The sequence below is a fragment of the Cupriavidus sp. SS-3 genome (assembly GCF_035818815.1).
Lineage (GTDB): Bacteria > Pseudomonadota > Gammaproteobacteria > Burkholderiales > Burkholderiaceae > Cupriavidus > Cupriavidus taiwanensis_C.
Genome location: NZ_JAYLVT010000010.1, coordinates 21,109 through 43,009, shown reverse-complemented (window position 1 = coordinate 43,009; position 21,901 = coordinate 21,109). Strand labels below are relative to the sequence as shown.

General features: G+C 69.2%; 22 protein-coding genes. 11 read left to right on the top strand and 11 right to left on the bottom strand.

Going from position 1 to position 21,901, the window contains the following annotated elements:
* Positions 1 to 11 precede the first annotated feature (11 nt).
* Genes U9J39_RS16690 through U9J39_RS16680 form a run of 3 tightly spaced genes read right to left on the bottom strand, consistent with a single transcriptional unit; the run spans position 12 to position 2,940 of the window.
* Positions 12 to 956: an MlaD family protein gene (locus tag U9J39_RS16690; RefSeq protein ID WP_115707740.1), complete on the bottom strand. Its 945-nt coding sequence runs from the start codon at positions 954 to 956 to the stop codon at positions 12 to 14.
* Complete coding sequence (locus tag U9J39_RS16685; protein ID WP_116312021.1) at positions 953 to 1,813, bottom strand: ABC transporter ATP-binding protein; 861 nt, start codon at positions 1,811 to 1,813, stop codon at positions 953 to 955. Before U9J39_RS16685 ends, U9J39_RS16690 begins: the two co-directional genes overlap by 4 nt.
* Positions 1,810 to 2,940, bottom strand: coding sequence for an MlaE family ABC transporter permease (locus U9J39_RS16680; RefSeq protein ID WP_414249092.1), 1,131 nt, complete (start codon positions 2,938 to 2,940; stop codon positions 1,810 to 1,812). The genes U9J39_RS16685 and U9J39_RS16680 overlap by 4 nt, the downstream gene beginning before the upstream one ends.
* Positions 2,941 to 3,128: 188 nt before the next feature.
* Between U9J39_RS16680 and U9J39_RS16675 the strand changes: the two genes are divergently transcribed.
* The 3 genes from U9J39_RS16675 to U9J39_RS16665 are packed head-to-tail and all read left to right on the top strand — an operon-like array spanning position 3,129 to position 5,098.
* Positions 3,129 to 4,004, top strand: a complete 876-nt coding sequence (locus U9J39_RS16675; RefSeq protein WP_326347563.1) for a biotin--[acetyl-CoA-carboxylase] ligase — start codon at positions 3,129 to 3,131, stop codon at positions 4,002 to 4,004.
* Positions 4,001 to 4,852 carry a type III pantothenate kinase gene (locus tag U9J39_RS16670; protein ID WP_326347562.1) on the top strand — a complete coding sequence of 284 codons (852 nt, stop codon included), beginning with the start codon at positions 4,001 to 4,003 and terminating at the stop codon, positions 4,850 to 4,852. Before U9J39_RS16675 ends, U9J39_RS16670 begins: the two co-directional genes overlap by 4 nt.
* 33 nt (positions 4,853 to 4,885) lie before the next feature.
* Positions 4,886 to 5,098: a hypothetical protein gene (locus U9J39_RS16665; protein WP_112776108.1), complete on the top strand. Its 213-nt coding sequence runs from the start codon at positions 4,886 to 4,888 to the stop codon at positions 5,096 to 5,098.
* Positions 5,099 to 5,114: 16 nt separating this feature from the next.
* Here U9J39_RS16665 and rfaE2 read toward each other — a convergent pair whose 3' ends face one another.
* The 7 genes from rfaE2 to U9J39_RS16630 form a co-directional block, all read right to left on the bottom strand.
* Positions 5,115 to 5,609 (bottom strand): D-glycero-beta-D-manno-heptose 1-phosphate adenylyltransferase, encoded by a 495-nt coding sequence (rfaE2, locus tag U9J39_RS16660; RefSeq protein WP_115702997.1) that lies wholly within the window; start codon positions 5,607 to 5,609, stop codon positions 5,115 to 5,117.
* 348 nt (positions 5,610 to 5,957) lie between these two features.
* The gene (locus tag U9J39_RS16655) at positions 5,958 to 6,821 is read right to left on the bottom strand and encodes a hypothetical protein (protein WP_062796223.1); all 864 of its coding nucleotides are present in this window, start codon (positions 6,819 to 6,821) and stop codon (positions 5,958 to 5,960) included.
* 202 nt (positions 6,822 to 7,023) lie between these two features.
* A complete protein-coding gene (locus U9J39_RS16650) occupies positions 7,024 to 8,301 on the bottom strand; it encodes a patatin-like phospholipase family protein (RefSeq protein ID WP_116312025.1) in 1,278 nt (425 codons plus the stop codon).
* 32 nt (positions 8,302 to 8,333) lie between these two features.
* Positions 8,334 to 9,146, bottom strand: a complete 813-nt coding sequence (locus U9J39_RS16645; protein WP_326347560.1) for a PhaM family polyhydroxyalkanoate granule multifunctional regulatory protein — start codon at positions 9,144 to 9,146, stop codon at positions 8,334 to 8,336.
* A gap of 65 nt (positions 9,147 to 9,211) precedes the next feature.
* Entirely contained in the window at positions 9,212 to 10,045 is an 834-nt protein-coding gene (locus U9J39_RS16640) for an enoyl-CoA hydratase/isomerase family protein (RefSeq protein WP_326347559.1), read from the bottom strand.
* A gap of 113 nt (positions 10,046 to 10,158) precedes the next feature.
* A complete protein-coding gene (locus tag U9J39_RS16635; protein WP_326347558.1) occupies positions 10,159 to 11,139 on the bottom strand; it encodes a fumarylacetoacetate hydrolase family protein in 981 nt (326 codons plus the stop codon).
* A 74-nt stretch (positions 11,140 to 11,213) separates the two neighbouring features.
* A complete protein-coding gene (locus U9J39_RS16630; protein ID WP_326347557.1) occupies positions 11,214 to 12,212 on the bottom strand; it encodes a Bug family tripartite tricarboxylate transporter substrate binding protein in 999 nt (332 codons plus the stop codon).
* Between the two features lie 180 nt (positions 12,213 to 12,392).
* Between U9J39_RS16630 and U9J39_RS16625 the strand changes: the two genes are divergently transcribed.
* The 4 genes from U9J39_RS16625 (at position 12,393) to U9J39_RS16610 (ending at position 15,675) form a co-directional block, all read left to right on the top strand.
* A complete protein-coding gene (locus U9J39_RS16625) occupies positions 12,393 to 13,226 on the top strand; it encodes an IclR family transcriptional regulator (protein WP_326347556.1) in 834 nt (277 codons plus the stop codon).
* A gap of 58 nt (positions 13,227 to 13,284) precedes the next feature.
* Complete coding sequence (locus U9J39_RS16620; protein ID WP_240987641.1) at positions 13,285 to 14,295, top strand: DUF3108 domain-containing protein; 1,011 nt, start codon at positions 13,285 to 13,287, stop codon at positions 14,293 to 14,295.
* A gap of 52 nt (positions 14,296 to 14,347) precedes the next feature.
* Entirely contained in the window at positions 14,348 to 15,190 is an 843-nt protein-coding gene (pcaD, locus tag U9J39_RS16615) for a 3-oxoadipate enol-lactonase (protein ID WP_115707756.1), read from the top strand.
* A 227-nt stretch (positions 15,191 to 15,417) separates the two neighbouring features.
* Positions 15,418 to 15,675 (top strand): BTH_I0359 family protein, encoded by a 258-nt coding sequence (locus U9J39_RS16610; protein ID WP_012351433.1) that lies wholly within the window; start codon positions 15,418 to 15,420, stop codon positions 15,673 to 15,675.
* A 102-nt stretch (positions 15,676 to 15,777) separates the two neighbouring features.
* Here the strand turns inward: U9J39_RS16610 and U9J39_RS16605 are convergent, their stop codons facing one another.
* Positions 15,778 to 16,170 carry a rhodanese-like domain-containing protein gene (locus U9J39_RS16605; protein ID WP_018006652.1) on the bottom strand — a complete coding sequence of 131 codons (393 nt, stop codon included), beginning with the start codon at positions 16,168 to 16,170 and terminating at the stop codon, positions 15,778 to 15,780.
* Between the two features lie 210 nt (positions 16,171 to 16,380).
* Here U9J39_RS16605 and U9J39_RS16600 point away from each other — a divergent pair, with 210 nt between their 5' ends.
* The 4 genes from U9J39_RS16600 (at position 16,381) to U9J39_RS16585 (ending at position 21,874) form a co-directional block, all read left to right on the top strand.
* Positions 16,381 to 17,442: a homocysteine S-methyltransferase family protein gene (locus U9J39_RS16600; protein WP_115679112.1), complete on the top strand. Its 1,062-nt coding sequence runs from the start codon at positions 16,381 to 16,383 to the stop codon at positions 17,440 to 17,442.
* Positions 17,443 to 17,460: 18 nt separating this feature from the next.
* The gene (metH, locus tag U9J39_RS16595) at positions 17,461 to 20,208 is read left to right on the top strand and encodes a methionine synthase (protein ID WP_326347555.1); all 2,748 of its coding nucleotides are present in this window, start codon (positions 17,461 to 17,463) and stop codon (positions 20,206 to 20,208) included.
* A gap of 262 nt (positions 20,209 to 20,470) precedes the next feature.
* The gene (locus tag U9J39_RS16590) at positions 20,471 to 20,932 is read left to right on the top strand and encodes a hypothetical protein (RefSeq protein WP_115679114.1); all 462 of its coding nucleotides are present in this window, start codon (positions 20,471 to 20,473) and stop codon (positions 20,930 to 20,932) included.
* A 309-nt stretch (positions 20,933 to 21,241) separates the two neighbouring features.
* Entirely contained in the window at positions 21,242 to 21,874 is a 633-nt protein-coding gene (locus U9J39_RS16585) for a response regulator (protein WP_018006648.1), read from the top strand.
* Positions 21,875 to 21,901 lie beyond the last annotated feature (27 nt).

Sequence of the window (21,901 nt, the reverse complement as noted above, 5' to 3'; positions counted from 1 at the left end):
GGATGCCGACGCTACGGGGCCGCGCTGAAGCCCGGCTCGCCCGGCCCTGGCGTGGGCGCGGGCGCGCCGAACAGCACGCTGCTAGGGCTCTCGTTGAACTGGCCGGCGGCGCGCTCGAAGCTGCGCGCGGTCTGGCGCGCGTCGCGGGCCAGGCCATTGAGCTGCGGCAGGGTCTCTTCGCTGAAGGTGCCCGCGGCCGACTGCACCGACGCGGCCGCGCCCTGCAGGTCGCGCCCGACGCTGTCGACGGTGCGCATCACGGTGCCGTTGGGGTTGGCCAGTTCCTGCGTCAGGCGCCGGGTCGATTCCAGCGTCGCGTTCAGGTTCTCGGCCACTTTGGGCAGGCGCTGCGCCGCCGGCGCGAGCGAATCGGACAGGCGCGAATAATCTTCGGCGGTCTTGCGCACCGAACGGATCGCCGCCATCAGCTCGTCGCGGTTGGCGCCGCGGAACATGTCGTTGAGCGAGCCCATCAGGGTCTCGGCCTGGGTCAGCAGCGAATCGCCGCGCTTTTCCAGTTCCTCGAAGAAGCCGGGCCGCATGGCGATGCGCGCCACCGCCCGCGGCGAGGTCGGCAGCGGCGGCGAGGCGCCGGCGCCATCGTGCGCGGCGGAGTCATCGAGCTGCACGTAGGCGATCCCGGTCACGCCCTGGAAGCCCAGCGTGGCGTAGGTGGTGCGCGTGATCGGCGTTTCGCGGTTGACGTTGACGCGCACGATGATCTGGCCCGGCACCTGCGGGTCGAACTTGATCGACTCGACCTTGCCCACCGCCAGCCCGCGGTACTTGACGTCGGCCTGCGGGCCCAGGCCGTTGACGGTGGAGCGGGTGATCAGGTCGTAGGGCACGCGCACCGCGTGGTCGCTGCTGAACCAGAAGATCGCGAACAGCACCAGCACGGCCAGGCCGATGGTGAACACGCCGGCAAGGAAGGCGTGGGACTTGTTTTCCATCATGCTTCTCCAGGGGGCGGCGCGGCGGGCTGCCCGGGCCGGGGCAGCGCCTGCAGGGCGCGCTGGGCGCGCTCGCCCAGGAAATACTCGCGGATGAAGGGGTGCTCCACCTTCACCACTTGCGGGATCGGCGCGGCCGCGATCACCTTGTGGTCGGCCAGCACCGCGACGCGGTCGGACAGCGCCACCAGCGTGTCGAGGTCGTGCGTGATCATCACCACGGTCAGGCCCAGTTCGCGGCGCAGCTCGCGGATCAGCGCGACGTAGTCGTCGGACGCCATAGGGTCCAGGCCGGCAGTGGGTTCGTCCAGGAACAGCAGCTCGGGTTCCAGCGACAGCGCGCGCGCCAGCGCCACGCGCTTGATCATGCCGCCGGACAGGTCCGACGGCATCTTGTCGGCATCGCGCGCCGACAGCCCCACCAGCTGCAGCTTGAGCAGCGCCGCCTGGCAGATCAGGTTGTCGGGCAGCGCGCGCAGCTCGCGCAGCGGCAGCGCGATATTGTCGATCACCGACAGCGCCGAGAACAGCGCGCCGCGCTGGAACTGCAGGCCCCAGCGGCTGCGCAGCGCCTGCAGCTGGGCCGGGCGCAGCCGCGCCGGATCCTCGCCGAACACCTTGATGGTGCCCGCGGTGGGGCGCTCCAGCCCGACGATCTGGCGCAGCAGCACGGTCTTGCCGCTGCCCGAGCCACCGACGATCGACAGCACCTCGCCGCGGTAGACGTCGAGGTCCACATGGTCGTGCACCACCGCCTTGCCGAAGCGCTTGACCAGGCCGCGCACCTCGATCACCGGGGTGCGCTCCGGCGCGGGCTGCGGCGGGCCTGGCTGGGTCGCGTTCGCTGGTGCCGCGTTCACAGGCCCACGTCCTTGAACAGGATGGCGAAGACCGCGTCGGCCAGGATCACGATGGTGATCGCGGTCACCACCGAGGCGGTGGTGCCTTCGCCCAGGCTCTGGGTGTTGGGCTTGATGCGCAGCCCGAAATGGCACGCGGTCAGCGCGATCAGGATGCCGAACACCACGCCCTTGCCCAGCCCCAGCCACAGGTTGGCCACCGGCACCGCATCGGGCAGCTCGCGCAGGAAGAAGGTGGCGCTGATGCCCAGCTGCATGCGCGCGGCCAGCATGCCGCCGGCCAGCGCCATCACGTCGGTCCACGCCACCAGCAGCGGCATGGCGATGGCCAGCGCGATCACGCGCGGCATGATCAGCCGGAAGCCGTGCGAGATGCCCATCACGCGCATCGCGTCCAGCTCTTCGGTCACGCGCATCACGCCGATCTGCGCGGTGATGGCAGAGCCCGAGCGCCCCGCGATCAGGATCGCGGCGAGCACCGGCCCCAGTTCGCGGATCACCGCCATGCCCAGGATATTGACGATGAAGGTGCTGGCGCCGAAGGTGCGCAACTGGTTGGCCGACAGGTACGACAGCACGATGCCGATCAGGAAGCCGACCAGCGCCGTGATCCCCAGCGCCTTGTAGCCCACGTTGTAGATATTGGCCGAGATCTCGCGCCACGGGCCGCGCTGCGGCATGCGCGCGAAGCGCAGCAGGTCGAACGCCAGCTGGCCCAGCATGGTGATGCCGTTGCCCAGCTGCACGCCGAACGACAGCACGTTGGCGCCGAACAGCGTGACCGGGTTGAAGCGGTCCACCATGTGCTTTTTCCAGCCCTCGTCGTGCACCGCGGCAATGCGCTCGAACACGCGGCGCTGGCCCTCGCTGGCCTCAAGGCGTTGCGGCAGCGCGCCGTTCCAGGCCTGCCACAGCAGCTGCCCGCCGATATGGTCGAGGCGCTCGACGCCGGCCAGCGACCATTGCGCGTTATCCGGGGCCTGCGCCAGCTCGTGCAGCTGCGCGCGCAGCTGCCGCGCCTGGCGGCAGCCGGCCAGCGCGAGCGCGGTCCAGTCGCCACGCAGCTGTACGCTGACGGTTCCGTGCCCGCGCGTGATCTGGAAGTCTGGCGTCGTCTGGCGTTCCAAGGGCAAGCGATGTGATGGCCGAGTCTCGATTCTAAGCCACGCGCCCGGCTGGCGCGACCGCGCCGTGCCCCGGGGGCATGCCCGGCAGCGCGGCGCGGCTACAATGCGGCATCTGCCGCAGGCCCGGGTTTCGATCCGGATCCTGCTGTGCCGACCGCGACCCCGCCCATCCCCATCCAATGCCGCGCATGTCCGCCGTTCCTCCGAATCCGCCCGATCCTTCCACTGCCACGTCGTGGCGCATCGATGAAGGCGCGCTGCGCGCCATGCTGTCGCCCGCGCTGCGCGACTGGACCGTGGAACTGGTCGAGGAAACCGGCTCGACCAATGCCGACCTGACCGCGCAGTGCCGCCAGGCGCCGTGGTCCGATGCCGGCACGCTGCGCCTGGCCTATCGCCAGACCGCCGGGCGCGGGCGCCAGGGCCGGCCGTGGCAGGGGCAGGCCGGCATGACTTTCTCGGTGGCGCTGCCGCTGGCGCTGGCGCCTGCGCAGCTGAGCGGGCTGAGCCTGGCGGTGGGCCTGGCGCTGGCCGAGGCCCTGGGCGACGTGGCCCCGGCGCTGGGCGCGCGAGTGGGCCTGAAATGGCCCAATGACCTGCAGATCGACGGCCGCAAGCTGGCCGGCATCCTGATCGAATCGGTGCCGGCGGGGCCGCAGCGGGTCTGGGCGGTGATCGGCATCGGCCTGAACCTGGTGCGCGATGCGCAGATGGAGGCCGCGCTGGGGCGCGAACTGGCGGGCGTGGCCGAGGCCATGCCGGGCTTCGACGCCGGGCGCGATGCGCCGCGCCTGCTGGCGGCGGTGCTGGAGCGGCTGGCGGCGATGCGCACGGACTTCCTCGCACATGGCTTCGGGCCGATGGCACGGCGCTGGTCCGCCGCCGATGCCTACCGCGACCAGCCGGTGCGGCTGCTGCACGACGGCCAGGTGATCGCCGAAGGCATGGCGCGCGGCGTCGACGAGGCCGGCCACCTGCTGCTGGAAACCCCCGCCGGGCTGGAGCGCATCGCCAGCGGCGAGCTGTCGCTGCGGCCCGCCCCAGGCCAGGAAGGTGGCGCATGAACGCGCCGCGCCTGCTGGTCGATATCGGCAATACCCGGCTCAAATGGGCGTGGTGCGACGCCGGTGCGACGCTGCCTGCGACCGCAGGCATCGCTGCGCTGCCGACGCCGTGGCAGCACGCCGGCGCGGTCGCGCATGCCGACGACGGCGCGCTGCGAACCCTGGCCACCGAACTGCGCGCGCTGCGTGCCAGCGGGCCGATGCCGTCGGTGTGGATCAGCAACGTGGCCGGGCCGGTGATCGCCGCCGCCGTCGATGCCGCGCTGGCCGACGCCTTCGGCGGCTGCGCGCCGGTGCAATGGGTGCGCAGCGCCGCCGCGCATGGCGACCTTGCCAACGGCTATCGCGAACCGACCCAATTGGGCGTCGACCGCTGGGTCGGCGCCATCGGCGCGCACCGCTGGCTGCCGCGCGAAACATTGCTGGTGGTCACCGCCGGTACCGCCACCACGCTCGATATCGTCACCGTCACAGAGGCTGGCCACGCGCGCTTCGAAGGCGGGCTGATCCTGCCCGGGCTGGCGCTGATGCTGGGCACGCTGGCGCGCAATACCGCGCAGCTGCCGGCGCTGGATGTGGGCGAGGCCGGCAGCGTGGCGGGCGCGCAGCGGCGCTGGGCCGACAACACCCACGACGCCATTGCCGCCGGCTGCCTGGCGGCGCAGGCCGGCGCCATCGAGCGCACCTGGCGCGCGCTGGGCGAGCGCGGCGACGCGTCGCGTCCGCCGCGCTGCCTGCTGTCCGGCGGGGCGCGTGGCGCACTGGCCGGGGCGCTCGCGGTGCCGTTCGAGATGCACGATAATTTGGTGCTGCTCGGCCTGCATGCGATGGCCATGGCCGATGCGTGACGACGCTAAGTCCCCACCTCCATCCGATTCCCCATGATCACCCGCTCCCTGCGCATCGCATTGCTGTTGCTGCTGTTCGCCAACGCCGTGCTGCTGGCCGCGGTGCTGGGCGCGTTCGGTGCGCAGCCGCTGTCGGGCTGGTTCGAATCGCCGCGCGAGCCGCACCGGCTGGAGCAGCAGGTGCGGGGCGAGCGCATGCGCCTGCAACCGCCGCCGGCCACGCCGGCCTCGGCGCCGGGCGCGTAGCGCAGGCGCGGGCGGCTCAGCCGGCCTGGCGTACCTTGGTCAGCAGCTTGGTGGTCGAGCGGTCGTGCAGGAAGGGGATGGCATAGGCCTGGCCGCCCCAGCTGCGCACCAGCCGGGTTTCTTCGAGCGTATCGATATCGTAGTCGCCGCCCTTGACGTAGATGTCGGGGCGCACCAGGCGGATCAGCTCCACCGGGGTCTGTTCGCGGAACATCGCCACCAGGTCGACCGACGCCAGCGCGGCCAGCAGCGCCATGCGGTCCGACTCATGGTTGAGCGGGCGGTCGTCGCCCTTGCCCAGCATCTTCACCGAGGCATCGCTGTTGACGCCGACCACCAGGCTCGCGCCCAGCGCGCGCGCCTGCGCCAGGTAGGTGGCATGACCGCGATGCAGGATGTCGAAGACGCCGTTGGTAAACACCAGCGGGCGCGGCAGCGCGGCGATGCGCGCGGCCAGCGCGGCGGTGTCGTCGGCGGGAGTCAGCTTGGATTCGAAGGCGGGTACGGACATGGATCGGGACATGGGATAGGTGGAGGCCGGCACCGTGGCGGAGCCGGCGCGCTTGCCCGAATGGTACCCGTTCTTGCGCGCCGCTCTGGCTGGCGCCGTCGCGTGACGGGCACTGGTCCACGGCACCGCGGTGATGTAGTAACCGGCTACTACCTGCGCGGCGGCAGGCGCGCTTATCATCCGCGCACCGTATTTCCGGGAACAGGAAAACGGCGTTGCACCCTACCCGCTGGGCCGGACGATCCGGCGCGCCGCGGGCCGCATTTGTCGGGAATGCGTGAAGGTAAAACAGCAAGAAAAAAAAGTGCCCCGCTTCGGCGGGGCATTTTCTTGTCCGGACCGGGCCGCTCAGGCTTGCGCGGGGCGGGCCGCGCCGGCGCCTTGCAGGCTGGCGTTCAGCTCCTTGCGGTAGCGGTTCAGGTCCTGCACGCTTTCAAAGGTACGTTCGAACAGCAGCGACATGTTGTGCAGGATCCGTTCGATGACCTTCTTCTCCCAGCCTTCGTCGAAGCGGATCTGCTCGTCGAGCCATTTCTCGAGCCAGTCGGGGTCCGGCAGGCGCGACTGCACCGTATCGTTGGGGAACAGCGCCTTGTTGACGTGCAGGTTGGTCGGGTGCAGCGGCTTCTCGGTGCGGCGCGCCGAGGCCATCAGCACGCCGATCTTGGCGAAGGCCGCGCGCGCGCTGTCGCCGAACTGCGCCAGGTACTTCTTCATGTAGCGCAGGTAGGCGCCGCCGTGGCGGGCTTCGTCCTGCGACAGGGTGCGGTAGATATGCTTGATCACCGGCTCGGTGTGCCATTCGGCGGCACGGCGGTACCAGTGGTTCAGGCGGATCTCGCCGCAGAAATGCAGCATCAGCGTTTCCAGCGGCGGCGCCGGGTCGAACTCGAAGCGCACCGCGTGCAGTTCTTCCTCGGTCGGCACCAGGTCCGGGCGGAAGCGGCGCAGGTACTCCATCAGCACCAGCGAATGCTTCTGTTCCTCGAAGAACCAGATGCTCATGAACGCCGAAAAGTCAGAGTCGTGGCGGTTGTCGCGCAGGAACATTTCGGTGGCGGGCAGGGCGGACCATTCCGTGATCGCATTCATGCGAATGGTCTTGGCCTGGTCGTCCGTCAGCATGCTGGCGTCGAAGGACTCCCAGGGGATGTCCTTGTCCATGTGCCAGCGGACGGCTTCCAACGATTTGAACAGTTCGGGGTAGAGCATGGTAAGCCTTTGAAATTACGGGCAGATTCTACCAGATGCGAATTATTCTCTTCTCTCCTTTTTTAGGCCGGAGCGGGGCAAATATGCAACGCCCGGCGGGGTTGGCCGGCGCCTTCTGCATTTTTCCGGGCGATCAGCGCCGCGGCGGCGCGTCAAAGTGCCAGCGCGGGCGCCTCTGCGACCGTCATGTGACGGCGGCAACTCAGGGAGAGACTGCCTGCTCGGCCGCGTGGTCGTCCGTGCCGGACGCGGCCGGCGCTGTGCCCGGCACGATGCCGTAAAGGAAGGCTGCCAGCTCGTCGGCCTGGGCTTCGGCGTCGCGCTCGCCCAGCGCGATCAGCGCCTGCGTGAAGGCCGGCTCGAATAGCAGGTAGCTGGCGAATGCGGCGCCGCGCGCCTCGGTGCCGCCCAGCGGCGCCAGCAGCGCGCGCACGGTGCGCGGCAACTGCTTCTGGTGCTCGGCGGCGATGGCCTCGATTGGCTCGCTGGGCGCCACCGTCATCACCTGCACCGGGCGCCAGCCCTCGCGGTCGCCGGCCACCTCGGGCATGCGCGCCAGCAGGCGGTTGATATGCAGCAGCCGCTCCAGGTCGGTGTTCAGGCCGTCGAGGAAGATGCTGGCCAGCGCCTGGCCGCCCACCTGCGCCAGCGACGGATAGCCGCCGCCCGGCATGGTGTCGAACCAGCCCGAGCGCTGGCGCGAGGCCGCGCCGATCGCCAGGATGCGCGACGCGCCCAGGTGGATCGCCGGCGACAGCGGCGACATCTGGCGCATGGTGCCGTCGCCGAACCACTCGTGGTGCCCATCGAGTTCCAGCGGCATGGCCGGGAACAGGAACGGGATCGATGACGAGGCCAGCAGGTGGTCCACCGTGATCTGCGCCGGCACCGCAATGCGCTGGCTGCGGTGCCACGGATGGATGCGGTGGTGCGACTGGTAGAAGGTCACGTGGCGTCCGGTGCTGTACGACAGCGCCGTGACCGCGAACGCCTGCAGCGCACCGCTGTCCAGGCTGGCCTGCACCCGGGCGGGCTCGAACAGCTCGCCCAGCATGCTGCCCAGCGGGGTGTTGTCGAACAGTGCGCGCGGCGCGCGCCGCTGCGTGGCCCAGCCCAGCGCCAGCGTCGACAGCCAGCGCGCCCCCGACACGCCCACGCGCAGCACATCGGTGCGGTAGACCTCGTCGGCATGGATGCTGTGCCAGAGCGCGCCCAGGCTCTGCGTGGCCGCCTCGAAGTCGCCGGCATGGATGGCCAGCCCCGCGCCGTTGATGGCCCCGGCCGAGGTGCCGGCGAGGATGCCGAACGGCAGCGCGGCCTGCGCCTTGCCATGGCGTGCGGCGACTCGGGCCACGCCGTTGAGCACGCCGGCCTGGTAGGCGGCGCGCGCGCCGCCGCCCATCAGGATCAGGGCGGTGGCGGCGGGGTTCGGCGTGGAAGCGGGCGCCGCGGGGGGCAGTGGCAGCGAATCGCGATGCATGGGTGGATGGGGGCGCCAGGGCGGCGGCAGGCTCAGTTGGTGATGCTGCCGCCGTTGCCGTTGCCGTTCTTGCCATTGCCGCCCTCGGCCTGCCGCGCCGGCGTTGCCTTGGCCGCCTTCTTGGCTGCGGCTTTCTTCGCCGGCGCCTTCTTTGCCGGCGCCTTCTTCGCGGCGGGGCTGGCGGTACCCGTTGAAGGCGACTTGCCGGCTGCCGCGGTCTTCGCTTTGTCGGCGTCGGACTGGGTGGTGCCCGCCGGCGTGGCGGCGCCGGCGGCGCCAAAGCCGCCCATGCCGAACGGCACCATGCTGGCCGCCGCGGCGCTGCTGGCAATCTGGTTGAATTGCTGTTGCAGCATGTCCCACCACAGCGCGGCATTGGGCGCCGGGCCGGCATCGGCGTCGCCGGCGGCGGCCTGCGCCTGCTCGGCGGCCGGCGGCTCGGCCTGCGCGCCGCTGCCGGTGTCTGGGCCGGTATTGGCGCCAGTGTCCGCGCCGGTGCGCTGGGGCGCCTCGGCGCTGGGCGCGTTGGCTGCGCGTGCGACGTTTTCCATCGCCGATTGCATCGCCTCGGGCGACAGCGCGTTGCCGAAGGTCTGCAGCGCCACCAGCGTGGCGCGCTGCACTTCCAGTCCCTGGATGGTGGTGCGCAGCAGGTTGGTATTGAGCTGCAACCAGCTTTCCACCGCCTTCAGGTCGGCAATGCGCTTGTCGAGGTCGTCCAGGTCCATCGGCGGCGTCATCGCCTGCAGGCCGGGCATCAGGCCGGCGGGCATGCCGGCGCCGCCACCCCAGAGCCGGCGCATGAAGTCGAAGCCGTTGGTGAAATCGGGAATCTGTCCGAACATGGTCGCGCGCTCCGTGTGCGGCGCAGCCCGGTGCCCGGACCTCCGGGAGCGCGGCTGCGTCGTCGTTACCTGAACTGAGGCGGCCGCTTGTCGCGCAGGCTCGCCATGCCTTCGTGCACGTCGGGGCCGGCAAAACCCATGAATTCGAGCGCCAGCGAGGTATCGAAAGCGGGGCCGGCCATGCGCAGCCAGTTGTTGAGGGCGTACTTGGTCCAGCGGATCGCGCTCTGCGACCCTGCCGCCAGCCGGTTGGCCACCTCGAACGCGCGCGCCACCAGTTCGTCCTCATCCACCGCCAGCGAGACCAGGCCGATCCGCTCGGCTTCTTCGCCGCTGACCGACTCGCACAGCATCAGATAGTACTTGGCCTTGGCCATTCCGCACAGCAGCGGCCACACGATCGCGGCATGGTCGCCCGCGGCCACGCCCAGCCGGGTATGGCCGTCGACGATGCGCGCGGTCTTCGCCGCGATCGAGATATCGGCCAGCAGGCCCGCCACCAGCCCGGCGCCGACGGCCGGGCCGTGCATCGCCGAGACCACCGGCTTGTCGCAGTTGATGACGTTGTAGACCAGGTCGCGCGCCTCGTGCCAGACGCGGGTGCGGGTGTCGAAGTCGTTGGCCATGTCCTCGACCAGCGCCAGGTCGCCGCCGGCGGAGAAGCCCTTGCCTTCGCCGCGGATCAGCGCCACGCGCACCTCAGGGTCGGCGGAGACGTCGCGCCAGATCTCGGCCAACTCGCGGTGCATGTTGGCGTCGGCCGTGGCCAGCTTCTGGTTGGCCGACTGGGCCGCGCCCATGACGATTTCCAGGATCGGGCCGTGGCGGCGCAGGGTCAGCGCGCGATAGCGCTCGTAGTGCGGGGACAGGGCGGCGGTGTCAGCGGAGGAAGTGGTCATGGGGGCCTTTTCAGTGGACGCCAGTGCGGGCGCCGGAAGCAGGTTAATTTACCAACTGATCGGTCGGTTAATTATATGCAAATCCGGCGCGCGGTTGCGCCCTCGGCCGGTCCTCAGGCCGCGGCCACCAGCTGGTCGATCGCGCCGAACACCGAATGACCCTGCGCGTCGAACATCTCGATCTTGACCGCGTCGCCGAACTTCATGAATTCGGTCACCGGCTTGCCTTCGTCGATGGTCTCGAGCATGCGCTTCTCGGCGATGCAGCAGTACCCCTTCTTGCGGTCGACATTGGAGATCGTGCCCGAGCCGACGATGCTGCCGGCGCGCACGTTGCGGGTCTTGCAGATATGCGCGATCAGCTGGCCGAAGTCGAACACCATGTCGGTGCCGCAGTCGGGCTGGCCCACCTTCTTGCTGTTCCAGTGCACCGTCATCGGCAGGTGCACCTTGCGCTCGCGCCAGGCCTCGCCCAGTTCGTCGGGGGTCACCGCCACCGGCGAGAACGCCGTCGCCGGCTTGCTCTGGAAGAAGCCGAAGCCCTTGCCCAGTTCGGCCGGGATCAGGTTGCGCAGCGAGACGTCGTTGGCCAGCATCACCAGCCGGATGGCCTCGCCGGCCTGCTCCGGGGTGGCGCCCATCTTCACGTCGCTGGTGATCACCGCCACCTCGGCCTCGAAGTCGATGCCGAAGGCCTCGCTGGCGCAGACGATGTCGTCATGCGGGCCCAGGAAATCGTCGGAGCCGCCCTGGTACATCAGCGGGTCGGTCCAGAACTCGGGCGGCATCTCGGCGCCGCGCGCCTTGCGCACCAGCTCGACGTGGTTGACGTAGGCCGAGCCGTCGGCCCACTGGTAGGCGCGCGGCAGCGGCGCCATGCAGTCCTTCGGCGCGAACGGGAACGGATGCCGTGCGCGGCCGCCGTTGAGCGCGTCGTACAGGTCCTGCAGCTGCGGTGCGTAGAACTGCCAGTCGTCGAGCACGGTCTGCAGCTTGCCGGCGATGTCGGTGGCGTAGTGCGCGGTCTTCAGGTCGCGCGACACGACCACCAGCTGGCCGTCGCGCGAACCGTCCTTCAGGGTTGCGAGTTTCATGGGATGCGGTAGGGATCGGGGGCACCTGCCGGGCAGGCGCGATGGGCGCTAGTCTAACGCGGCGCGCGCGCCGCTCAGTCGACCGTGATGCCCTTGGCCTTGATCAGCTTGCCCCAGCGCTCGGCCTCGGCGCGTGCGTAGCTGGCGAATTCCTCGGGCGTGCTCGAGACCGCTTCGACGCCAACGCCTTCCAGCTTCTTCTGCACCTCGGGCGTCTTCAGCGCCTTGACCAGCTCGGCGTTCAGCCGCGCGACCACGGCCTTGGGCGTGCCGGCCGGCGCCACCATGCCTTGCCAGGCGTAGGCCTCGAAGCCGGCCACGCCGCCTTCGGCGACGGTCGGCACACTCGGCAGCACGGTGAGGCGCTTGGGCGTGGCCACGCCCAGCGCGCGCAGCTTGCCGGCCTGAACGTTCTGCTGGCCCGAGGCCAGGTCCAGGAACATCAGGTCGACCTGGCCCGCGAGCAGGTCCTGCACCGCGGGCGCGGCGCCCTTGTAGGGCACGTGCGTCATCTTGACCCGGGTCTGGTCCATGAACAGCTCCATCGCCAGATGGTGCGGGCTGCCGGCGCCCGGCGAGGCAAAGTTGACCTTGCCCGGGTGCTTCTGCGCATAGTCGATCGCTTCCTTGAGCGTGCGCGCCGGGAAGTTCGGGTTGGCTACCAGCACCAGCGGGAAGCGCGCCAGTTGGCCGATATGGACGAAGTCCTTGTCGGCGTTGTACGGCAGCTTCTTGTACAGCGACGGATTGGCGGCCAGCGTGGCGGTATCGGCGGTCAGCACCGTGTAGCCGTCGGGCCTGGCATGCGCCACCGCATCGGCGCCGACGATGGTGGCGGCGCCGGGCCGGTTGTCGATCACCACCTGCTTGCCCAGCGCCGGCGAGATCGCCTGGGCCACGGTGCGCGCGACCACATCGGTGCCGCCGCCGGCGGGGTAGGGCACCACCCAGCGGATCGGCTGCGACGGCCAGCTGTCGGCGTGCGCGGGTGCGCTGGCGGTGCACAGCAGGGCCAGCAGGGGAACGGCGCCGAGGGCGGCAAGGACGGGGCGGAAGTAGCCAGGGGGGCGCATCGGTGGTCTCCATGGTAAAACGGGGCCCGGCTCGGCGGGCGGCACGTGCGCCGCGCCGGACAGGTCTGTGGCGAAGAAAGTCTACCGAGCGCTTAAAAATTGGTAAATCGATTTCGCTATAGTAAATTTACCTAGGATTTTTCCCTCCCCCAGCCAGCAAGCACACGCCCTGCCACCCGCATGTCAGAGATCGAAGAAGAAGACGCCAAGCTGCGTTCCGGCATCCAGTCCATCGAGGTGGGCTTCAGGCTGCTGCAGGCGCTTGCGGCATCGCCGCGCGCGATGATGCTGCGCGACCTGGCCGCCGCCGCCGACATGAACCCGGCCAAGGCCCATCGCTATCTGGTCAGCTTCATGCGGCTGGGCGCGGTGGCGCAGGACCCCGTCAGCGGGCGCTATGACCTGGGGCCGTTCGCGCTGCAGCTGGGGCTGGCCGGGCTGAACCGTCTCGACCCGGTCAAGAAGGCGCGGCCGATCCTGTCGCAGCTGCGCGACGAGCTGGACCTGACCGCCGGCATCGCGGTGTGGGGCAACCACGGTCCCACGGTGGTGCACTGGGAGGAATCCAGCCACCCGGTCACGGTCAGCCTGCGCCTGGGCGACGTGATGCCGATGCTCAACTCCGCCACCGGCCGGCTCTACGGCGCCTACCTGCCGCGCAAGCAGACCCTGCCGCTGATCGAGCGCGAACTGGGCGCGCGCGGCCATGACGGCGTGCCCGACATGCCGCGCACGCTGGCCGACTACGACGCGATCTGCGCCGAGGTGCGCGCGCACGGCGCCGCGCGCACGCTCGGCGGCGTGCTGCCGGGCATCAATGCGTTCTCGATGCCGGTGTTCGACGCCAACGGCCATCTCGCCATGGGGCTGATCGTGCTGGGCGCGCAGAGCATATTCGATGCAGAATGGGGCGGTACGATGGATCGCCGTGTACGCGCCATCGCCCAACAGCTCTCATCGGAACTCGGCTACCTTGGTGCCGCCACGCCGGCCGGACAAACCGGCTCCGCCTGAACCTGACGCCCGGCGCGGCGCGGATTCCCGCGTCTGGCGCCGGCGCCGCTGGATTTTTGTGATTGCGCTGGTGCTGCTGGTCCACCTGCTGGCGGTGGTGGGCCTGGTGCGCATGCCCGGGCCGCTGATCCCGGTCGATGTCAGCGATACCCCCACGCTGGAAGCCGTGCTGCTGCCGCCGCCGGCGCCGCCGGCCCCCCCCAAGCCAAGGCCGATCGCGCGCGCGCCGCGCCCGCAGCCCAAGCCCGCGGCACCGCAGCCTGAGCCGGAAGTTCCCGCACCCGCCCCCGAGCCGGCGCCACCGCTTGCCACCAGCCCGCAGGGCGCTACCGAGATGGCCACCGGCAGCGGCGGCGAAGGCAGCGCGGCCGCGCCCGCAGCCCTCGCCGCGCCGGCCCCGTCCGGCGGCCCGCAGGGCGGCGTCAACGGCGTGCGCTACAGCGCGCCCCCGTCGGCGACCATGCATTACGCCAGCTTCGTCAACGGCGTGCAGAACCCGGACGGCCTGATCCGCTGGGAGCAGGACGGCGGCCGCTACCGCCTGGCGGTCGAGACCCGGGTGCTGTGGTTCCGCTTTGCCTTCCAGAGCAGCGGCGCGCTGGCCGAGCAGGGGCTGTTGCCGGAACGCTACGAAGAGCGCCGCCGCAACAAGGTCGAGGCCTCGCGCATCGACACCGCGGCCGGCACCGTGGCCTTTGCCTCGGGCGCGCAGGCGCCGTTTCCGCCCGGCGCCCAGGACCGCTTCAGCGTCTTCCTGCAACTGGTGGGGCTGGTGCGCGGCAATCCCCAGCGCTACGCCACGCCCGGTGTGACCGAAGCGTTCCAGGTGGCCGACACCCGGGATGTGGAACCGATGCAAGTGCAGTATGTTGGAGAGGTCGAGGTCGACACCGGCCAGGGCGTGGTGCGCGCCAAGCACTTTGTGCGGCTGCCGCGCCGCGCCAACGACCGGCGCCGCGTCGAGGTCTGGCTGGCGCAGTCGCTGGGCTGGATGCCGGTGCGGTTGCGCCAGACCGAGCCCGACGGCACCCAGATCGACCTGGTGTACCGCGGCAAGGAAGGACCGTAGCGCCGCCGGTTCGCGCAGATCCACGCAGGCTTGACCGAAAGGAGACCCAGCCATGACCGTTGCCACGCCGCCCACCGAAACCCGCCGCATCCATGCCGACGGCGCCGACCTGCACGTGCGCCTCGACGGCGCCGACGGGCCCTGGGTGATCCTGACCCATGCCCTGGCGGCCGACCATACCCTGTGGGACCTCACCGCCAGGCACCTGGCCGGCCGCTACCGCGTGGTGCGCCCGGACCTGCGCGGCCATGGCGCCAGCGATGCCCCGCTCGGCCCCTACACCATGACGCGCCTGGCCGACGACGTGGTCGCGGTGATGGACGCGCTGCAGATTCCGCAGGCGCACTTCTGCGGCATCTCGGTCGGCGGGATGATCGGGCAGAGCATGGGGCTGCGCCATCCGGAGCGGCTGCTGTCGCTGATCCTGGTGGCAACCAACAGCCAGACGCCCATGGAAGCCCACCCGATGTGGCACAACCGCATCGGCCAGGCCGAGGCCCACGGCATGGCGAGCCTGGCCGACGCCACCCTCAGCCGCTGGCTGACGCCGGCGTTCCATGCGTCCCATCCGGATGAAGTGTTGCGTATTCGCAACGCGCTGGTGGCGACCCCGATACGTGGATACGTGGGTGTGGCCGAGGCCATCATGGCTTTCGACCTGGCGGGCGCGCTTTCCCGCATTCATTGTCCTACGCTGGTAGTAGCGGGCGAGCAGGACCAGGGCGCCACCGTGGCGATGGCACAAAGCATTGCCGCGGCGATCCCCGGGTCACGGCTCGAAGTGGTGCCGCAAGCGGCGCACCTGGTGCACGTGGAGCAGCCGGAACGCTTCCACGCCGCGCTGGACGCCTTCCTGGGGAGCGCCGCATGCGGGGGCCAGTGCGACGTTCCGTGACAAGCAACACACTGATGTTCCAGGCTCAAGAAACTTGTTGCATTGGCCGATGCCCAATTCATGTAAGGCAGAAAATCGTGGCAACGTGGTGACAGGCACTCAATAACTTGATTTCCCGCCGGTCACCCCAAGTTTGGAGGTAAAGCCGCGGCGCCCCCCTCATGGCAACAACTGAGGCAAGAACCACAAGGGCGAGCCGCCCATCCATGACGCCCAGGAGGTGTGCCATGCAAATGATCTACAACAGCGACAACTACTGCATCGTCGAGTTCGGTGCGGATGTCGAGCAAGCGCCGCTCGAATTCGGCGGCTACGAAATCGTCGACAAGAACCTGAAGCGCGAGATTTTCCTTGGCGGCCAGCTCGCCGAAAGCTTCCGCGCCGACGTCAAGCGGCTGATCGAAAGCGAGCCGTCGGTGGAGGAGGTCGATGACTTCCTCGGCAAGTTCGACAACGTGATGACGCACCCGCTGGTGATGCACTGAGCGGCCACGCCGGGCCGGCGCCCCGAGCCGCCGCCCGCCCGGTTTCGCGACGAGGACCAAGCCCGCTTCGGCGGGCTTTTGCTTTCTTGCGGCCGCGATGGCTCAGTACTGCTCCCAGGGCAGCCCGTCGTGGCGCCAGCCGTTGAGCGTATTGCGGTGGCGCTCCGCGTCGAGGTCGCCCTCGAAGCCGTGCAGCACAAAGCGGACGTTGGAAAAACCCGCGCCCTCGAGCGCGCGGGCCGCGGCGGACGAGCGATTGCCGCTGCGGCAGATCAGCAGCACCGGCCGCGCCGAGGCCTGCCCGGCGAGCTTCTTCACCATTTGCACGAAATGCGGGTTGACCTCCCAGTCCGGGCCGTCGTTCCAGGGCACGTTGTGCGCGCCCTTGGGATGGCCGACGAACAGGTATTCCATCTCGCTGCGGCAGTCGATGAAGAGCGTCTCGGGCGATTGCGCCAGCAAGGCGTGGGCGTCGGTCGGGGACAGGTGTTGCATGGTCGGGAGAGGCAGTGAAGCGGCGCGGCGCAGGCCGCCGGACGGTGATGTTTACGCCTCTCAGTGTAGGCGCCGGAGCGTCCGGCAGGCAACCGACGGCACCCGCAAGGCCTTGATACACCTGATAAAATCGCACCTCCTTGGCCGCCATCGGCCACCGCGGCCTACCGTCGAAGCTCCGCCGGCCCCGCCTTTCCAGAGTTCCCCGCCATGAGTGCCCCTGAATCCCGCGCGGCCGCACCGCGCCCCTACACCCGGGCTGCCGAGCTGCCCCGGCTGCTGCAAGAACGCATCCTGATCCTGGATGGCGCCATGGGCACCATGATCCAGCGCTACAAGCTGAGCGAGGCCGACTACCGCGGCGAGCGCTTCGCCGAACACAAGGTCGACGTCAAGGGCAACAACGAACTGCTGCTGCTGACGCGCCCGCAGGTCATCAGCGAGATCCACGAGCAGTACCTGGCCGCCGGCGCCGACCTGATCGAGACCAATACCTTCGGCGCCACGCGGGTGGCGCAGGAAGACTACAAGATGGCCGAGCTGGCCTACGAGATGAATGTCGAGGCCGCGCGCCTGGCGCGCGCTGCCTGCGACAAGTACAGCACGCCCGACAAGCCGCGCTTCGTCGCCGGCGCCTTCGGCCCCACGCCCAAGACCGCCAGCATCTCGCCGGACGTGAACGACCCCGGCGCGCGCAACGTCACCTTCGAGGAATTGCGCGAGTCGTACTACGAACAAGGCAAGGCACTGCTCGAAGGGGGCGCCGACGTGTTCCTGGTCGAGACCATCTTCGACACGCTCAACGCCAAGGCCGCGCTGTTCGCCATCGACCAGCTGTTCGAGGACACCGGCGAGCGCGTGCCGGTGATGATCTCCGGCACCGTGACCGATGCCTCGGGCCGGATCCTGTCTGGGCAGACCGTCGAGGCGTTCTGGAACAGCCTGCGCCATGCGCGGCCGGTGACCTTCGGCCTGAACTGCGCGCTGGGCGCGACGCTGATGCGCCCCTACATCGCCGAGCTGGCCAAGATCTGCGACGCCGCGGTGTCGTGCTACCCCAACGCGGGTTTGCCGAACCCGATGAGCGACACGGGCTTCGATGAAACCCCCGAGGTCACGTCGTCGCTGGTGGAAGAGTTCGCTGCCTCCGGGCTGGTGAACCTGGTGGGCGGCTGCTGCGGCACCACGCCCGAGCATATCGCCGCCATCGCCCAGCGCGTGGCCGACAAGAAACCCCGCAGCTGGCCCGGCCAGTATCGCGACGCCGCCTGAGCCCGAGAGCCCGACAACATGAGCGAGAACAAACTGCCCCCGCGCCCGATGCGCCTGTCCGGCCTGGAGCCCTTCACCATCGACGACGACACGCTGTTCGTCAACGTCGGCGAGCGCACCAACGTGACCGGCTCCAAGGCCTTCGCGCGCATGATCCTGAACGGCCAGTTCGACGAGGCGCTGGCGGTGGCGCGCCAGCAGGTCGAGAACGGTGCGCAGATCATCGACATCAACATGGACGAGGCCATGCTGGACTCGAAGGCCGCGATGGTTCGCTTCCTGAACCTGATCGCGTCCGAGCCCGACATCGCGCGCGTGCCGATCATGCTGGATTCGTCCAAGTGGGAGGTGATCGAGGCCGGCCTGCAATGCGTGCAGGGCAAGCCGGTGGTCAACTCGATCTCGCTGAAGGAGGGCGAGGAACAGTTCCGCCACCACGCCGAGCTGATTCGCCGCTACGGTGCGGCCAGCGTGGTGATGGCCTTCGACGAGAAGGGCCAGGCCGACACGTTCGAGCGCAAGACTGAGATCTGCAAGCGCAGCTACGACATCCTGGTCAATGAAGTCGGCTTCCCGCCGGAAGACATCATCTTCGACCCGAACATCTTCGCGGTCGCGACCGGCATCGAGGAGCACAACAACTACGCGGTGGACTTCATCGAAGCCACGCGCTGGATCAAGCAGAACCTGCCGTACGCCAAGGTCAGCGGCGGCGTCTCCAACGTGTCGTTCTCGTTCCGCGGCAACGACGTGGTGCGCGAGGCGATCCACACCGTGTTCCTGTACCACGCGATCGGTGCGGGCATGGACATGGGCATCGTCAACGCCGGCCAGCTCGGCGTGTATGACCAGCTCGATCCCGAGTTGCGCGAGCGCGTGGAAGACGTGGTGCTGAACCGCCGCGAGGATTCCACCGATCGCCTGCTGGAAATCGCCGACCGCTACAAGGGCGGCGGCGCCAAGAAGGAAGAAAACCTGGCCTGGCGCGGCACGCCCGAGCAGCCGGTGCCGGTGGGCGAACGCCTGGCGCACGCGCTGGTGCATGGCATTACCACCTTTATCGTCGAAGACACCGAGGAAGTCCGCCAGCAGGTAGCCGCGCGCGGCGGCCGGCCGATCGAGGTGATCGAAGGCCCGCTGATGGACGGCATGAACATCGTCGGCGACCTGTTCGGCGCGGGCAAGATGTTCCTGCCGCAGGTGGTCAAGAGCGCGCGCGTGATGAAGCAGGCGGTGGCGCACCTGCTGCCCTTCATCGAGGAAGAAAAGCGCCTGCTGGCCGAGGCCGGCGGCGACGTCAGGGCGCGCGGCAAGATCGTGATCGCCACCGTCAAGGGCGACGTGCACGACATTGGCAAGAACATCGTCTCGGTGGTGCTCCAGTGCAATAACTTCGAAGTGGTCAACATGGGCGTGATGGTCCCGTGCAACGAGATCCTGGCCAAGGCCAAGGTCGAGGGCGCGGACATCGTCGGCCTGTCCGGGCTGATCACGCCGTCGCTGGAAGAAATGGCCTACGTCGCGTCCGAGATGCAGCGCGACGACTACTTCCGCGTGAAGAAGATCCCGCTGCTGATCGGCGGCGCCACCACCTCGCGCGTGCATACCGCGGTCAAGATCGCACCCAACTACGAAGGCCCGGTGGTGTACGTGCCGGACGCCTCGCGCTCGGTCAGCGTGGCGTCGAGCCTGCTGTCCGACGAAGGCGCGGCCCGGTACCTGGACGAGCTGAAGAGCGACTACGAGCGTATCCGCACCCAGCACGCCAACAAGAAGGCCACGCCGATGGTGACGCTGGCGCAGGCGCGCGCCAACAAGACGCCGATCGACTGGAGCGGCTACGTGCCGCCGAAGCCAAAGTTCATCGGCCGCCGCGTGTTCCGCAACTACGATCTGGCCGAGCTGGCCAACTACATCGACTGGGGCCCGTTCTTCCAGACCTGGGACCTCGCCGGCAAATTCCCCGACATCCTCAACGACGAGATCGTGGGGGAATCGGCGCGCAAGGTGTTCTCGGACGGCAAGGCCATGCTGTCGCGGCTGATCCAGGGCCGCTGGTTGAGCGCCAACGGCGTGATCGCGCTGCTGCCGGCCAACACCGTCAACGACGACGATATCGAGATCTACACCGATGAGACCCGCAGCAAGGTCGCGCTGACCTGGCACAACCTGCGCCAGCAGAGCGAGCGCCCGGTGGTCGACGGCGTGCGCCGGCCCAACCGCTGCCTGGCCGACTTCGTTGCACCGAAGGACAGCGGCATCGCCGACTATGTCGGCGTGTTCGCGGTGACCGCGGGCCTGGGCGTCGACAAGAAGGAAGCCCAGTTCGAGGCCGACCACGACGACTACAGCGCGATCATGCTCAAGGCGCTGGCGGACCGCCTGGCCGAGGGCTTCGCCGAATGCCTGCACGAGCGCGTGCGCAAGGACCTGTGGGGCTATGACGCCGCCGAGGCGCTGAGCAACGACGAGCTGATCGCCGAGAAGTACCGCGGCATCCGTCCCGCGCCGGGCTATCCGGCGTGCCCGGAGCATACCGTCAAGGGTCCGATGTTCGAATTCCTCGACGCGGCCGAGATCGGCATGGGCATTACCGAGTCGCTGGCGATGACGCCGGCGGCCTCGGTCAGCGGCTTCTACCTGGCGCATCCCGAGTCGACCTACTTCACCATCGGCAAGATCGGCCAGGACCAGCTCGACGACATGGTCGCGCGCCGCCATGAGGACCGCGCCGCGCTGGCGCGCGCGCTCGCGCCCAACCTGTAACCGGGTGCGACGCCCGGGCGGCAGCGGCGGCGGCGATGGGCCGCCGCCAGCCCTTTGATGCAGCAGGAAAAGCGCAGCGAATGGCCCGCACGGCGCCGCCAGGGTGGCGTGCGGGCCGCCTCACAACTCCTTACAGTGCCTTTCAACTGCTCACAGACCGCCGCAATCCGGCTCCCTAGACTGAGGGCTCGATACACGCAATCACCAGCGTGATCACCGCGGCGAATGTTTCGCCGTGGGGCATCCTGAAAGGAGTCTGTCCATGAAGAAACTGCTGCTCTCCCTGTCCGCACTGTCGATCGCCGCGGCTTCCTCGCTGGCCATGGCCCAGGGCACCGGCGCTGCCGTCGGCGCCAAGGCCGATGTCGGTGCCTCGGTGACCACGCCCGCCCCCGCCGCGGCGGCACAGGGTGGCCTGAACGCCGTTGGCGGCGCCGCCACGGGTGCCGCGGGCGCTGCCGAAAAGGGCCTGTCGACCGCCGGCGCGGCGACCGACAAGGGCCTGTCGGCAGCGGGCACGGCTGCTGACAAGGGCCTGTCGACCGCGGGCGCCGCCGTCGACAAGAGCGCCGGCACCGCCGCCGACGCCACCGGCTCGGCCAAGGCAGAGGCCGGCAGCAAGGCCAAGCATGGCAAGCACGCCGCCAAGTCGACCAAGAAGTCGAAGGCCGACGCGAACGTGGGCGTCAGCGCTGGCGCGGAAGCCGGCGCGAAAGCGCAGTAAGCACCCAGGTAGTCGCTTGCAGTACTAGCCCCAGCCTCTACCGGTGCAGGCCGCGCCGGGCCTCCTCCAGGGAAGTTCACGGGCCTGACGCGCCGCAGCAAAGCGGGACGGATCTTATCCGTCCCGCTTTGCTTTTGTTGCGGCCGCAGCGCGCCCGCGGCCGGCCGTGCCACCGCGCCGCATTGTCAGCCTGACACCGACAGCCTGAGCGCGCGCGCGGCACTACAATGACAACATCGCAAGCGGTTCCGCCTGCACCCGACGTGCACCGGGCCAAAGTGCCGGTCCGTTAAACCCGTGGAGCCCCACATGATCCGCGTCCTGATCGCCGACGACCACGAGATTGTGCGTGCCGGGCTGCGTCAGTTCATTTCCGAAGAACCCGATATCCAGGTGACCGGCGAGGCCGGCAGTGGCGACGAAGTCATGGCGCAGCTGCGCGATGCCGAGTTCGACGTGCTGGTGCTGGACATCTCGATGCCGGACCGCAACGGCATCGACGTGCTCAAGCTGATCCGCCAGCGCAAGCCCGACCTGCCTGTGCTGATCCTGTCGACATACCCGGAAGACCAGTACGCGATCAACCTGATCCGTGCGGGCGCCTCCGGCTATCTGACCAAGGAAAGCGCACCCGACGACCTGGTCAAGGCAATCCGCACGGTGGCGCAGGGGCGCCGCTACGTCAGCGCCACCGTGGCCGACCTGCTGATCGGCGGGCTCGACAAGCCGACCGAGCAGCCGGTGCACCAGATGCTGTCCGAGCGCGAATTCCAGATCTTTTGCAAGCTTTCACGCGGGCAGTCGGTATCGGTGATCGCCGACGAGCTGTTCCTCAGCGTCAAGACCGTCAGCACCTACCGCTCGCGCATCCTGGAGAAAATGGGCATGAAGACCAACGCCGACCTGACCTACTACGCGATCAAGAACGGCCTGGTGGAATAGCAGTTCAATCGCGGCCCCGTGCGGGCC